The organism is Aeromonas sp. 602200 (assembly GCF_049173895.1).
GTDB classification, from domain to species: Bacteria; Pseudomonadota; Gammaproteobacteria; order Enterobacterales; family Aeromonadaceae; genus Aeromonas; species Aeromonas veronii_A.
Genome location: NZ_JAAKSL010000021.1, coordinates 1 through 13601, shown reverse-complemented (window position 1 = coordinate 13601; position 13601 = coordinate 1). Strand labels below are relative to the sequence as shown.

The 13601-nt window shown below is 59.9% G+C and carries 12 protein-coding genes; 1 reads left to right on the top strand and 11 read right to left on the bottom strand.

What is annotated here, in order from left to right; genetic code table 11:
• The first annotated feature begins 140 nt into the window (after positions 1-140).
• Complete coding sequence (locus tag G5221_RS19250) at positions 141-3647, top strand: hypothetical protein (protein ID WP_421263735.1); 3507 nt, start codon at positions 141-143, stop codon at positions 3645-3647.
• Positions 3648-3730: 83 nt separating this feature from the next.
• On the opposite strand, the gene hemB is transcribed toward G5221_RS19250, so the two are convergent.
• The 11 genes from hemB to codB form a co-directional block, all read right to left on the bottom strand.
• Positions 3731-4747 (bottom strand): porphobilinogen synthase, encoded by a 1017-nt coding sequence (gene hemB / locus G5221_RS19245; protein WP_005357271.1) that lies wholly within the window; start codon positions 4745-4747, stop codon positions 3731-3733.
• Between the two features lie 3 nt (positions 4748-4750).
• Positions 4751-5536 carry a TatD family hydrolase gene (locus tag G5221_RS19240; protein WP_042054696.1) on the bottom strand — a complete coding sequence of 262 codons (786 nt, stop codon included), beginning with the start codon at positions 5534-5536 and terminating at the stop codon, positions 4751-4753.
• A gap of 188 nt (positions 5537-5724) precedes the next feature.
• A complete protein-coding gene (gene tatC, locus G5221_RS19235; protein ID WP_005339388.1) occupies positions 5725-6480 on the bottom strand; it encodes a twin-arginine translocase subunit TatC in 756 nt (251 codons plus the stop codon).
• A complete protein-coding gene (gene tatB, locus G5221_RS19230) occupies positions 6477-6923 on the bottom strand; it encodes a Sec-independent protein translocase protein TatB (protein WP_042054697.1) in 447 nt (148 codons plus the stop codon). The genes tatC and tatB overlap by 4 nt, the downstream gene beginning before the upstream one ends.
• A gap of 3 nt (positions 6924-6926) precedes the next feature.
• Complete coding sequence (tatA, locus tag G5221_RS19225) at positions 6927-7178, bottom strand: Sec-independent protein translocase subunit TatA (protein ID WP_005339385.1); 252 nt, start codon at positions 7176-7178, stop codon at positions 6927-6929.
• A gap of 42 nt (positions 7179-7220) precedes the next feature.
• A complete protein-coding gene (gene ubiB, locus G5221_RS19220; protein WP_159157928.1) occupies positions 7221-8861 on the bottom strand; it encodes a ubiquinone biosynthesis regulatory protein kinase UbiB in 1641 nt (546 codons plus the stop codon).
• Positions 8861-9469: a ubiquinone biosynthesis accessory factor UbiJ gene (locus tag G5221_RS19215; RefSeq protein WP_021230987.1), complete on the bottom strand. Its 609-nt coding sequence runs from the start codon at positions 9467-9469 to the stop codon at positions 8861-8863. Before G5221_RS19215 ends, ubiB begins: the two co-directional genes overlap by 1 nt.
• 8 nt (positions 9470-9477) lie before the next feature.
• Positions 9478-10230, bottom strand: coding sequence for a bifunctional demethylmenaquinone methyltransferase/2-methoxy-6-polyprenyl-1,4-benzoquinol methylase UbiE (gene ubiE, locus G5221_RS19210; protein WP_005342396.1), 753 nt, complete (start codon positions 10228-10230; stop codon positions 9478-9480).
• A gap of 65 nt (positions 10231-10295) precedes the next feature.
• Positions 10296-10673 (bottom strand): fluoride efflux transporter CrcB, encoded by a 378-nt coding sequence (gene crcB, locus G5221_RS19205; RefSeq protein WP_005339378.1) that lies wholly within the window; start codon positions 10671-10673, stop codon positions 10296-10298.
• 95 nt (positions 10674-10768) lie between these two features.
• On the bottom strand, positions 10769-12034 hold the full coding sequence (locus G5221_RS19200; protein WP_159157926.1) for a cytosine deaminase: 1266 nt from the start codon (positions 12032-12034) through the stop codon (positions 10769-10771).
• Positions 12028-13272 (bottom strand): cytosine permease, encoded by a 1245-nt coding sequence (gene codB / locus G5221_RS19195; protein ID WP_421263734.1) that lies wholly within the window; start codon positions 13270-13272, stop codon positions 12028-12030. Before codB ends, G5221_RS19200 begins: the two co-directional genes overlap by 7 nt.
• Positions 13273-13601: the final 329 nt, after the last annotated feature.

Sequence of the window (13601 nt, the reverse complement as noted above, 5' to 3'; positions counted from 1 at the left end):
CAGGCCCCCGCCCATATCCTGCCCGTCGGCCACGCTGCCGATGGGCAGGATGCACTGACCCGGACGGGTTAGCCCCTCTCTTTTACATGCTTGCCAACCACCCAAAAACATCCAACAACAACCAAGATAAGGAAATCACCATGCCAAGAACCACCAAGCTTGCCACCCTGCTCGGTTTGCTGCTGTCGGCCCATGTCGTGGCCGATGAGCGCGAACAAGCCTATTTCAAACAAACCTATCAGGAGCACTACGAACAGATGACGGCACGCCTCGCCGCGCTGCATCAGAGTGCGGCTGACGAGCAGAACGTGATCATCAAGGATGGCAAGCGCCACCTTGCCATCAACGGCCTGCTCTACCCGCTGACGGCGGATAACCACATCCTGTTCGATCTGCCCAAACCCCACTTTTTCGACGAAACAGCCATTCGTAACGTCTTTGATTTCTTCGATGAGGAGTGGGAGCTGACCTGGTACGACGGTGGGGTCGTAGCGGTCAACAAACGCTTTGGCAACTATGACTACGGCAACGGCTGTCTGCTGGAGTACTTCCCCCACGGCCAGATCCAGAATGGCGAACGCACCCGGGTGGTGATGGAGACCAGCTCCTGCAGCGTCAACTCGTTTGCCACCTCGCTGCAATATCTGGACAAAGGCGAGGAGCTGGCGGCCGACCAGCTGGGGCTGGACGCCAGCCTGATCACGGCGGTCGAGCGCTATCAGGATCGGCTCTATGTCAGCCAGAACGGCAATCCGGGCCATGTGGCCATTATCGATATCCCGAGCCGCCAGCAGATTGGCGAGATCCGCGGCACCGAAACCGGCAGTGCCACGGCCTACAACCAGGTCAGTGAATTGTTTGTCCGCAACAGCCTGCTCTACGTGGTCTCGCGCTACTCGCACCGGGTCGATATCTTCGATCTGGCCGATGAACATCGCCATGTCACCACCCTGGGAACCGGTCGGGATTCCGGCAGCAACAGCCTGCACCGCACCCAGGCCGTCTTTGCCAATCAGGATTACGTGCTGGTGGCCGATGCGCTGAGCGAGATCAAGGTCTACCGCCAGCAGGATGTGACGCCGGAGAACAGCCTCAAGACCCCCATTGCCGGTCGGCTCGCCTTTGAAGGAAAATACAGCCACCGTCTGGTGCAACTCCATCAGGTGGGTGACTATCTCCTGGCCCATACAGCCGGCAAAAACTACTACATCTATGACTTGCGCAAACTGGCTGATGCCATCGCCAGCAACACCCCGCTGGCGCCTGAGCAGGTGATCGCCGACAGCAATCTGCAAAAAATCGACATGGATGGCGATCGGCTGGTGGTGAACTTCAAGGACCGCATCGAGTGGCATGATGTCGATACCCTGATCGCCAACGACTTTCAGTTCAAGCACCCGACCTTTACTGTTCGGGAGATCAACCAGCAGCCTGTGGCTGCGCTGAAAGATCTCCAGCTGGCGGGCTCGGAGCTTGTCACCGCCAACGAGCGCGGCCTGGGTTTCAACCAGCTGCTGAGCAAGGAGATCAGCTTCACGGCCGACGAGCAGTTGCCGGCTCGCCCGCTGATCTTCGATCAGCTGATGCCGGCCGCAGTCAGCTACATACTGCGCAATGACGAACCCTACGAGGTGCTGATCGATCGCGCCCAGCGTTCGGTCAACATCAATTCTCTGGTCAAGACCGAGCTGCTTGATAACGACACGGTGCGCATCACCAACTATGCCGCCAGAGAGCTGCATGACATCAATATCGAGTCACGCCTGAACGGTATCAACAAGTGGCTGATCCTGGGCCAGCTCGATCGCCTGCCCGCCTATGCCCAAATCACCCTGCCACTGAGCGCCTTTGGCGAACAGGGACGCTTCAACAGCGCCAGCCGCGATGGTGTGTTTGATCTCAACAACCTGCTCGACAACAGCATCAATCTGCCTGCCCAGTTCGAGCACAGGTTCAGCTCCAACTCGGATCTGTTTGCCCAGAAGCTGGCACGCCTCAAGCCAAGCTGGAACGTGCGCTTCGCCACCAACACCAGCGGCTCCTGGCGCCCCATCAATGCCCTCTACGCCCGCGAGTGGCTGATCATCGCCACCAACCTGGCCTACATGGTCTCGACCGAGGAGTTCAAACACGTCTGGTACAACTTCAAGGCGGTGAACGGCTACGAGATGTTCGGCAATGGCGGCAACAGCTATGTGCCGAACGGGATCTTTACGGCCGCCGATTATGACTACTACTACCACAGCCTGATGAAGCGCCCCTACCTCAACCTGGGGATCACCGCCATGGGGGGCGGGCTGGGGAGTGGTGGCATCACCGGGGTCGATACCTTTAACTTTGTCAGCCACTACTACGGCAGCTGGGGCATCATTGCCCACGAATTTGGCCACGGCTTCGATGGGAAGTCCTACAGCCATGAGAGCGCGTTTGCCCGTGGCAGCCACGGCTGGCATCCGCTGATGACGGGCATGGCCAACTACCATATCCGCAAGGGCGACCTGCCCTATCTGGACGATGATCTCAACGGTTTCCACAAGCCGGAAAACGACATCTATCGCTACAACTCGGTCAGCCAGGGGGCTCGCAAGCATCGCGCTGACAGCCACATGTACTATACCGACCACTACTTCATGCAATTCTCCACCATGCCGCAAGGCTGGGTAGCCAACGGCAGCGACTTCAGTGCCGGGCAGCTGGCGGCCCTGACCAATCAGGAGCGACTGCTGATGGGCTGGATCCCCAAGGAGTCGGAGAAAGGCAATCTCTGCCGGTTCACCTTCCAGGATGGCGAGCAGTACTACGGCTACGTCGAACAGCAGGCTGAGGGTCTGCTCTGTGATGCCGGCTCCCTGATCCGTTATCGTCAGCCCGATGGCCAGTTTGTGCCGCTGGTCTCGGCCATCAACCAGTTTGACTGGCTGTCACTCCACCACAAGGGCAAGCTGGCTCAGCCGGTGCTGCACCAGAATGGTCGCCAGCTCTGCTACAAGAATGTGGCGGGCTTTTACGGTATCGGCTTCGTCAATGACAACAACCAGTGCACCCAGCTGCCCAACGTCTATCAGACCAATGGCAAACACTGGCTGACCAGCTCTGGCTGGACCGGTCTCACCTACCTGAGCGGGGACTTCATCCTGCCCACGACCGGTAGCAGCAGTGACTTCACCGTCACCGATCTGGCGGCCGAATACTTCATCGTCAACGGCGCGCTCGACTTCAGCCTGACACTGACCACCACCAACCCGGTGACCGTCACCGCGACCCTGTTGCAGGATGGCAATCCGGTCGCTACCGGCAGCGCTCTGATCGATGATCAGGGTTCCCTGCAGCTGACGCAGTCGGGCCTTGCGGCCGGCAGTTACGAGCTGTTGCTGGCGGGCATGGCTGAGGGGAGCAAACAGGGCTTCGAGCGCCGCTTCACCCTGGCATTGGTGGAACAGGCTCCGGGTGGTGACAATGACGGTGGTAACGGCAGCTACCCGGCCTATGTTGCGGGCACCGCTTATCAGAGTGGCGAACGGGTCAGCAATGCCGGTGGCGACTACGAGTGCAAACCCTGGCCCTACAGCGGCTGGTGTGGCGGCTCGACCAGCCACTATGCGCCGGGTACCGGCAGCCACTGGAGCGATGCCTGGATCAAGCTGTAATCAGCCGATCGTTACCAAAAGAGAGCCATAACGACAGAGGGGGAGCCATCGGCTCCCCCTCTCGTTTATCTCTTCAACCCGGCTTAGCGGGCATCTTCCTTCAGCCACTGCGCTACGCGCTTGGCGAAGTAGGTGAGGATGCCATCGGCCCCGGCCCGCTTGAAGCAAAGCAGAGACTCCATGATGGTCTCCTTCTCTTTCAGCCAGCCGTTCTGGATCGCCGCCATGTGCATGGCGTACTCGCCGCTCACCTGATAGGCAAAGGTCGGCACGCCGAACTGATCCTTCACCTGACGAACCACGTCCAGATAGGGCATGCCCGGCTTGACCATCACGCTGTCGGCCCCTTCCTGAATATCCAGCGCCACTTCGTGCAGGGCTTCGTTGCTGTTGGCCGGGTCCATCTGATAGGTAGCCTTGTTGCTCTTGCCAAGGTTGCCGGCAGAGCCGACCGCATCGCGGAACGGGCCGTAGTAGCAGGAGGCGTACTTGGCGGAGTAGGCCATGATCTGGGTGTTGATGAAGCCATTCTCTTCCAGCGCAGCGCGGATGGCGCCGATGCGGCCATCCATCATGTCGGACGGCGCGACGATATCGACCCCGGCCTCGGCGTGGGAGAGCGCCTGCTTGATCAGGATCTCGGTGGTGATGTCGTTCAGCACATAGCCTTCGTCATCGATAATGCCGTCCTGCCCGTGGGTGGTGAACGGATCGAGCGCCACGTCGGTGATGACCCCGAGCTCCGGGAAGCGGGCCTTGAGGGCACGCACGGTGCGCTGGGCCAGCCCGTTCGGGTTGTAGGCCTCTTCCGCCATCAGGCTCTTGCTCTCCAGCGGAGTGACCGGGAACAGGGCAATAGCAGGTACGCCCAGTTCCACCAGCTCGGCGGCTTCCTCCAGCAGCAGATCGATGGAGAGACGCTCCACCCCCGGCATTGAGGGAACGGCTTCCCGACGGTTCTCCCCCTCCAGCACGAACACCGGATAGATGAGATCGTTGACGGTCAGTACGTTCTCGCGCACCAGACGACGGCTGAAATCATGTTTGCGCAGACGGCGCAGGCGGCGGCCCGGAAAGGCGCCCGGAAGAGTTGTAGCCATGAATCACTCCTGGAGAGGAAGTTGGAAGAACGCGGCGGAGGTGGCCCGGGTATGGGCCAGCAAGGCCTCGGGCGCTTCACCACGACAGGCCGCCACCACCTGGGCGATGTGCGGCAAAAAAGCGGGTTCGTTGCGTTTCGGGCGCGGTTTCAGATCTCGCGGCACCAGATAGGGGGCATCGGTCTCGATCATCAGCCGACCGGTCGGAATACGCGCTACCTGTTCGCGCAGCAGCTGACCACGGCGCTCATCGCAGAGCCAGCCAGTCACCCCGATATGCAGCCCCAGCGCCAGACACTCGTCCAGCTCCTCGTCGGAACCGGTGAAGCAGTGCAGCACGGCTCCCGGTAGTTTCGGCAACCAGGGACGGAGGATCTCGATAAAACGGGCGTGGGCATCGCGGCAATGGAGAAACACCGGCATCCCGAGCTCGGCGGCCAGTGCCAGCTGGGCGTCGAACACAGCGTCCTGCACCGGACGGGGGGAGAAGTCGCGGTTGTAGTCGAGACCGCACTCGCCAATAGCGACCACCTGCGGCAACGCCGCCAGCTCGCGCAGGGCGGGCAGGGTCGCCTCATCGACACTCTTGGCATCGTGAGGGTGTACCCCGGCGGTGGAGAAGCAGTAGCCCGGCCAGCGGGCGGCCAACCCGGCGCTCTCGCGGCTGCCAGCCAGATCGGTACCGGTGAGGATCAGCGCCTCCACTCCGGCGGCACGGGCACGGGCCACCAGCTCAGGCTGTTCACCGGCGAACTGGCTGCTGGTCAGGTTTAAACCGATATCGATCATGGAATGAGACGTTCCGAACAAAAGGAATACATATCAGGTATTTGAAAACCATCTACCGAATGGGGTCTTACCATACGCCTCGAACGGGAGCATGAAAAGAGGAAGGGAGCCTCAGCTCCCCTCGTTCTGCTATTCCTGCGGACGTCGTCATCCTCTCGCCGTCCGGCAAACAGGTGACGAACAGAGCCTCAGCTCTCCCCATCCGGTTGTTCCTGTTGCTCTTCATCCTCTTTCTTCACGTAGAAGCGGGCGAAGAACAGACCTATCTCCCACAGCGCCCACATCGGGATGGCGAGCAGGGTCTGGGAGAAGACATCAGGCGGCGTCAGCAGCATGCCGACCACAAACACCCCGACAACGACGTAGGGACGTTTCTCCTTCAGGTTTTGCGGTGTGGTCACGCCGGTCCAGCAGAGCAGTATGGTGGCCACCGGAATTTCGAACGCCACCCCGAACGCGAAGAACAGGGTCAGTACGAAGTCCAGATAGCTGGCGATGTCGGTCGCCACCGTCACCCCGGCGGGTGCGGTACTGGTGAAGAAACCGAACACCAGCGGGAACACCACGTAGTAGGCGAACGCCATCCCTGCATAGAACAGCAGGGCACTGGAGACCACCAACGGCATGATCAGGCGCCGCTCATGCTGGTACAGACCGGGGGCGATAAAGGCCCAGGCCTGATAGAGCAGATAGGGGATCGCCACGAAGAAGGAGACCACCAGGGTCAGCTTGATCGGCGTCAGGAAGGGGGTCGCCACATCCGTCGCGATCATGCTGGTCCCTTCCGGCAGCTGGCTGAGCAGCGGCTGGGCCACGAAGTCGTAGATGTTGTTGGAGAAGTAGATCAGCGCCAGAAACACCACGAGGATGGCAGTAATGGAGCGCAGCAAACGGGTTCTCAGCTCAACCAGATGGCTGATCAGGGGTTGTTCGGCCTGACTCATGGCTTCACCTCCCCTTTTACTGTGGAGTCGCTGACCGGCACCGGCTCGCTCTCCCGCTGGCTATTGACCGGTGGCTCGTCGTGGCTCAGCTGCACCGCAGGCTCCGCCTGGGCGACCGGCTCGGGGCGCGGCGGACGGATCTCGTTCTCCACCTGATAGGGGCGATTGACCGACTGGGCCGCCGCTTTGAGCTGTTCGATGGACTCCTGCAGCTCGGGGCTCAGGTTGCTCATCTGCAACTGTTCGGCCTTCTTGAGGTCGTTATGCAGCTCTTGCAACTTGAGCTCCTGCTCCAGCTCGGACTTGACCGAGTTCGCGGTCGAACGAATGAGGCGGATCCAGTGGGTAGCCGTTCGGATGGCAACCGGCAGCCGCTCGGGCCCCAGTACCACCAGTGCTACCACACCGATAACGACCAGCTCCCAAAAACCGATATCGAACATGGCTTAGGCCTGGTCTTTGTCTTTCTGTTTGGCGGTCTCACTGCTCTGAGTGGCCGCTTCGTTCAGCTGTTTCGGGGGAAACTCGGCATCTTTCTGCTCGGCCTTGGCATCAGCCGGCTCGTCGGAGAGGGCTTTCTTGAACCCTTTGACCGCCGCGCCCAGATCACCGCCAATGCCGCGCAGTTTCTTGGTACCGAACAGCAGCACGACGATGACTGCAATGATCAACAATTGCCAAATACTGATACCACCCATGATTTTCTCTCCAGAACAGGCGCCTGACGGCGCGGTTGTTGATTAATGGGAACGGGTTCGCAACCAGCCGACCAGCCAGCAGAGGGCTGCACCGGCGAGACTGGCTTGTCCCCACTCAATGTGTTGTTTTTGGGTCAGCAAGAATACACCCGCCAATAGCAGGCTGGCTCCAACCCCTAAGAGGTAGCGGGCCTGCCCCTGCCGACGGCTGTGACGGCGGAACTCGGCAAACATCTGGTCGAAATGACGCTGCTGATGACGGGTCTGGCGCAGGGTCTCATAGACCAGCTCCGGCAGCTCCGGCAGCTTCTCCGCCCAGAATGGCGCCTTCTCCTTGATGGCGTTCAATACCGACTTGGGCCCGACCTGTTCGTGCATCCAGTTCTCGAGGAACGGCTTGGCGGTCTGCCACAAATCGAGTTGCGGGTAGAGCTGGCGCCCCAACCCTTCCACATAGAGCAGGGTCTTTTGCAGCAGCACCAGCTGCGGCTGCACCGTCATATGGAAGCGACGCGCGGTGTTGAACAGGTTGAGCAGCACGTGACCGAACGAAATTTCAGAGAGCGGCTTCTCGAAGATGGGCTCCAGCACGGTGCGGATGGCGAACTCGAACTCGTCCACCTTGGTGTCTGCCGGTACCCAGCCCGACTCCACATGCAGCTCCGCCACCCGACGATAGTCTCGGTTGAAGAAGGCGAGGAAGTTCTCCGCCAGATAGCGTTTGTCTTCCCGATTGAGGGTACCGACGATGCCGCAGTCGATGCCGATCCAGAGCGGGTTTTCCGGATGTTCGTAAGAGACGAAGATGTTGCCCGGGTGCATATCGGCGTGGAAGAAGCTGTCGCGGAACACCTGAGTGAAGAAGACCTCGACCCCGCGCTCGGCCAGCAGCTTCATATTGGTGCCGTTGGCTTCCAGCGCTGGAATGTCGGAGACCGGAATACCGTAGATGCGCTCCATCACCAGCACCTGCTCGCGGCAGAGGTCGGTGATGATTTCAGGCACATAGAGCGCCTCGGAGCCGGTGAAGTTGCGGCGCAGCTGGATGGCGTTGGCCGCCTCGCGCATCAGGTTCAGCTCGTCGAGGATGGTCTTGCGATACTCCTCCACCACCTCGATGGGGCGCAGTCGCGCACTCTGGGGCACGAAGCGGGCCACCAGACGGGCCAGCGCCTGCATCAACCGCAGGTCAGCCTCGATGACCGGCTCGATGTCGGGACGGATCACCTTGACGACGATCTCGCGGCCACTATCCTTCAGCCGGGCAGTATGCACCTGCGCGATGGAAGCCGACGCCAGCGGCGTCTCGTCGAAGTCGTCAAACAGGGTTTCGATGGGACAACCCAGGCTCAGCTCGATCTGCTGACGCGCCGCCTGACCACAGAAGGGGGGCACCCTGTCCTGCAGCAGGGCCAGCTCCTCGGCGATATCCGGCGGCAACAGGTCGCGGCGGGTCGAGAGCATCTGGCCAAACTTGATGAAGATGGGGCCAAGGGCCTCGAAGGCGAGGCGGATGCGGGCACCGCGGCTGAGATCCGGTTGCTTGTTCTTGAGCCAGAACAGGGAGCGACGGGCCAGACGACCCGGCCAGGGTTGATAGCGGGCGGGCACCAGCTCGTCGATGCCCTGCTCCAGCAGGATGGTGATGATGCGATAGAGGCGTTTGAACTCCTTCGGGGTCATCAGGTCACCTGCTGTTCGAAGCGGGCCAGCCGCAGTTCGACGGCCTTGAGCTGCTGGGCCAGCACCTCGACGTCATCGTTGAAACTCGCCACTTCCAGCGGGCCGGGGGCGAGGCGGGCCTCTTCGGTCAGATATTCCGCCAGCTGGCTGCGGGTACGGCACAGCTCGCGGCCGACCAGACGACGCGCCTGACGGGCACCGCTGAACAGGGTGTGGGCAACGACATCGCCGGTATAGCGCGACAGCTCCTCTTCCCAGTCGATATCCAGCTCACCCAGCAGCACGCTGAATGCCTGTACCAGCTGGGGATCACCGCTCAGATCCAGTTTCTCCTCGCGGATATAACGGGTCAGGGCGGACGGGTCTTTCAGCAGACCGAGGGCGGTCAGCGACAGGCTAAGCACCGCATCCGCCTCCCCTTCATGCTGGGCCAGCACATCCAGCCGACGCTCGGAGAAGACGAACCAGAGCGGCTTGAGTTCACGCAGCTCCAGCTTGAGCACCTTGCCCACCAGTTTGCGCAGCCGCTCCGGGCTCTGTTTGTCCAGCGCCAGCAACTGGTTGAGGCTGGTTTCGATCACCGCGGTGACCATGGCATCCATCGGCATAGGCAACCTTAAAACTTGTAACCGCGGTGCAGGGCGACCACACCCTGAGTCAGATTGAAGTACTCCACCTGCTCGAAACCGACATTTTCCATCATGCCGGCCAGGGTCTGCTGATCCGGGTGCATGCGGATGGACTCTGCCAGATATTTGTAGCTTTCACTGTCGTTCGCGACGATTTCGCCCATTTTCGGCAGCAGTTTGAAGGAGTAGAGGTCATAAAGCTTGGCGATCACTTCACTGACCGGCTTGGAGAACTCCAGCACCAGCAGACGGCCACCCGGCTTGAGCACCCGGAACATGGAGGCGAGCGCCTTGTCCTTGTCGGTGACGTTGCGCAGGCCGAAGCCGATGGTAATCACGTCGAAGTGGTTATCCGGGAAAGGGAGCGCCTCGGCATTGGCCTGCACATAGGAGACGTTGTTGGCGACCCCCAGATTGCGCAGCTTGTCGCGGCCCACTTTCAGCATGGAGTCGTTGATATCCGCCAGCACCACCTGACCGGTCTCGCCGACGATGCGGGAGAACTTGGCGGTCAAGTCACCGGTACCACCGGCCAGATCCAGCACCTTCTGACCCTTGCGCACACCGGAACAGTCGATGGTGAAGCGCTTCCACAGGCGGTGGATGCCGAACGACATCAGATCGTTCATCAGATCATACTTGGCTGCCACCGAATGGAAGACACCTGCTACCAGAGTTTCCTTCTCGGTCGCGGCCACGGTTTTAAAGCCAAAATGCGTTGTCGTTGCTTGTTCTGACATCCCTTAAACACCCATAGAGCAAAGAATGGCCGCCAGTTTACCAGAGCCACTGGCGTCCGGACACCTTAAACCCGGCTCGCAACCAACTGCATGCCCAGCACCACCATGGCCAGACAGAGGAAGAGATTGAGACCGATATTGAGCAGCGCTTTCAGATAGGCCCCATGTTGAGCCAGCACTACCGTATCGAGGGCAAAGGAAGAAAATGTGGTCAGGGCACCGAGGATCCCCACCATCAGCAGCGGCTTCATCGGGTGTTCCACCACGTGACCGTGGCTGATGAGGGCGAACGCCACCCCCATTATGAAAGAGCCCACCACGTTGACCACCAGAGTCCCGTAAGGAAAGTGGCGCCCCAGCAGCAAGGCCATCAGTTCGGCAATCCCAAAACGAAGGCAGGCGCCGATGGCGCCCCCTGCAGCAACATAGAACCAGGTTTGCATGGTGTCACTCCCTCAGGGTCAGGCCGCCATTATGTCGCAATGGCGGCCCTTGTGCCCAGAGGCGGAACTAATCGACATCCAGCCTGATTGAAATCTCAGCGGCGAAAATCGATGGGCTCTGGCTGACCCAGCACGATTTCGGTCTGGGCCGGACGGGTCTGGGCAATCACCTTGCCGTGGCGGATCGAGTAACGCACCGGCACCTGACGGCGCACCGCATCGAAGCCATTGTCGGCAGGCAGGATCAACAGGTTGGCCGGTTTGCCCACCTCGATGCCATAGCGATCCTGCACGTTCAGGGTGCGGGCGCTGTGGCTGCTGATCAGCTTCAGACCGTCGTTGATCTGCTCGTAGCCCATGATCTGGCAGACATGCAGCCCCATGTGCAACACCTGCAACATGTTGGCGGTGCCCATGGGGTACCAGGGATCGAACACGTCGTCGTGACCGAAGCAGACGTTGATGTTCGCCTCCAGCATCTCCTTCACCCGGGTAATGCCGCGGCGTTTGGGATAGGTATCGAACCGTCCCTGCAGGTGAATGTTCACCAGCGGATTGGCCACGAAGTTGATGTCCGCCATCTTCAGCAGCCGGAACAGGCGGGAAGCATAAGCGCCGTTGTAGGAGTGCATGGCGGTGGTGTGACTGGCGGTGACTCTATGACCGATACCCCGCTCGTAGGCCAGGGTCGCCAGCGTCTCGATAAAACGGGACTGCTCGTCATCGATCTCGTCGCAGTGCACATCGACCAAAACCTGATACTTCTCGGCAAGATCGAAGATGTAATGCAGACTTTCGACCCCATATTCCCGGGTAAACTCGAAGTGGGGGATCGCACCAATCACGTCGGCACCCAGCTTGAGCGCCTCCTCCAGCAGTGCCTTGCCATTCGGGTAGGAGAGGATCCCCTCCTGCGGGAAGGCGACGATCTGCAGCTCCACCCACTCCTTCATCTCTTCCCGCACTTCCAGCATCGCCTTGAGCGCGACCAGATTGGGATCGGAGACATCGACGTGAGTACGGACAAACTGGATGCCGTTGGCGATCTGCCACTTCAGCGTCTGGATGGCGCGCTGTTTCACATCCTCATGGGTCAGCAGCGCCTTGCGCTCGGCCCAGCGCTCGATCCCCTCGAACAGGGTGCCGGAGAGGTTCCAGCTCGGCTCGCCCGCTGTCTGGGTGGTATCGAGGTGAATGTGGGGTTCGATAAAGGGAGCGATCGCCAGACCGCCCTCCCCGTCCAGCACCCGACCGGCGACGGCATGTTCGTCATGGGGTTCGATGGCTGTGATGACCCCATCCTGACAACGGAGCTGCCACAACCCTTCCCGATCGGTCAAACGAATATGTTGAATCAGCATTTGCTAGCTTCCTGTACCAGAACCGGCCGCTGGGTGAGGCGAACCAGAATGAAATAGGTGAAGGCGGCGCCCAATACCGCGTTGAGTGGCACTATGCCCGGCAGCCACTTGCCGACAGCCACCCCGACTGCCGTGGCGACCAGCGCCTGCCAGCGCACCGTCTCGAACTGCTGATCGGCAAATTGACGGTAACGCTCACGATTGAGCAGGAAATCCATGATGATAATGCCACCGATCGGCGGAATTGCCGTACTCAAAAAGGCCAGCCAGCCGACAAAGTTGTTGTAAAGCCAGAGGGCGCAAGCGGTACCGATGAGGCCGTTGATCACGCTGAGCGGCTTGCTCTTGAGGCCGGTAATGTTGGCAAAACCGAGGCCGGAGGCATAGAGCGCGTTGTCGTTGGTGGTCCAGATATTGAGGCCCAGCACCAGAATGGCGGGGATCAGTAAACCCTGCATCAACATCACTTCCGATATATCGGCCTGCCCTGTCACCGCCGCACCGGCTGCGCCGAAGACGAACATTAGCGTGTTGCCCAAAAAAAACGCCACCATGGTAATCATGACGGCGCCCCAGGGTTTGCGACCAAATCGGACAAAGTCGGCGGTCAGGGTTCCTGCACTGATAAAGGAACCGACCACCATGGTCAATGCCGTGGTGAACTCGATGGGATTGCTTGGTTGTACCTGCTGCAGTGCAGCCATGCCACCGGTCGAGGTCACCGCCAGCCAGACCGAGTAGCCACCGAGCAGGGCGATAGCCGGTACGGCCACAAAGCTCAGCACCATCAGGGCGGAGATCCCGAAGTAGACGGTCACTGTCATCAGAATGCCCGAAATGGCGATCAGCCAGTTCACATCAATGCCGGTCGCCTTCTGCACCGGCAGCGCAAACATCGCCACGCCGACACCGAACCAGCCAACCTGAGTGCCGCCCAGCAGCAGGGATGGTAGCCAGGAACCTTTCACCCCAAACGAGTAGCGCGCCAGCAGATGGGTAGAGAGGCCGGTTGAAGCACCGATATAGCCGAGACAGGCGGTGTAGATACCCAGCAGCAAATTGCCGAGCAGTACCGCCTTGATGAAATCATCGAACACCAAGCCGGTGCCCAGCGCACCACCGGTCCACATGCTGGCAGAGAAGAAGGTCAGGCCGAACATCACCAGCATCAGCGACAGCACACCTTTGCGCCCTTTGGCGGGAACCGCCCCCAAACAGTATTCGTTATCCTGCGCCATGCTCTTTCTCCACGTAATAGGCAAAACGCGCCGGATTTTACATGTAAAACGTTTTACGTCAATCAATCATGGTTAAATATCTGGATAAAACCATCAATAGCAGTCAAATGAGTAACATATTGGGACTCAGATCAGCAGAAAAACAGGGCTGGCCACAAACAGAGGAATACATTGAAGTTAAGGAATATGAGGAGATTTTTTGGAAAGCGACAGATGCAAAAAAGCCTCCCTTTTCAGGGAGGCTTTCTCTTTAATGGTGCTGATACCCAGAATCGAACTGGGGACCTCATCCTTACCAAGGATGCGCTCTACCGACTGAGCCATATCAG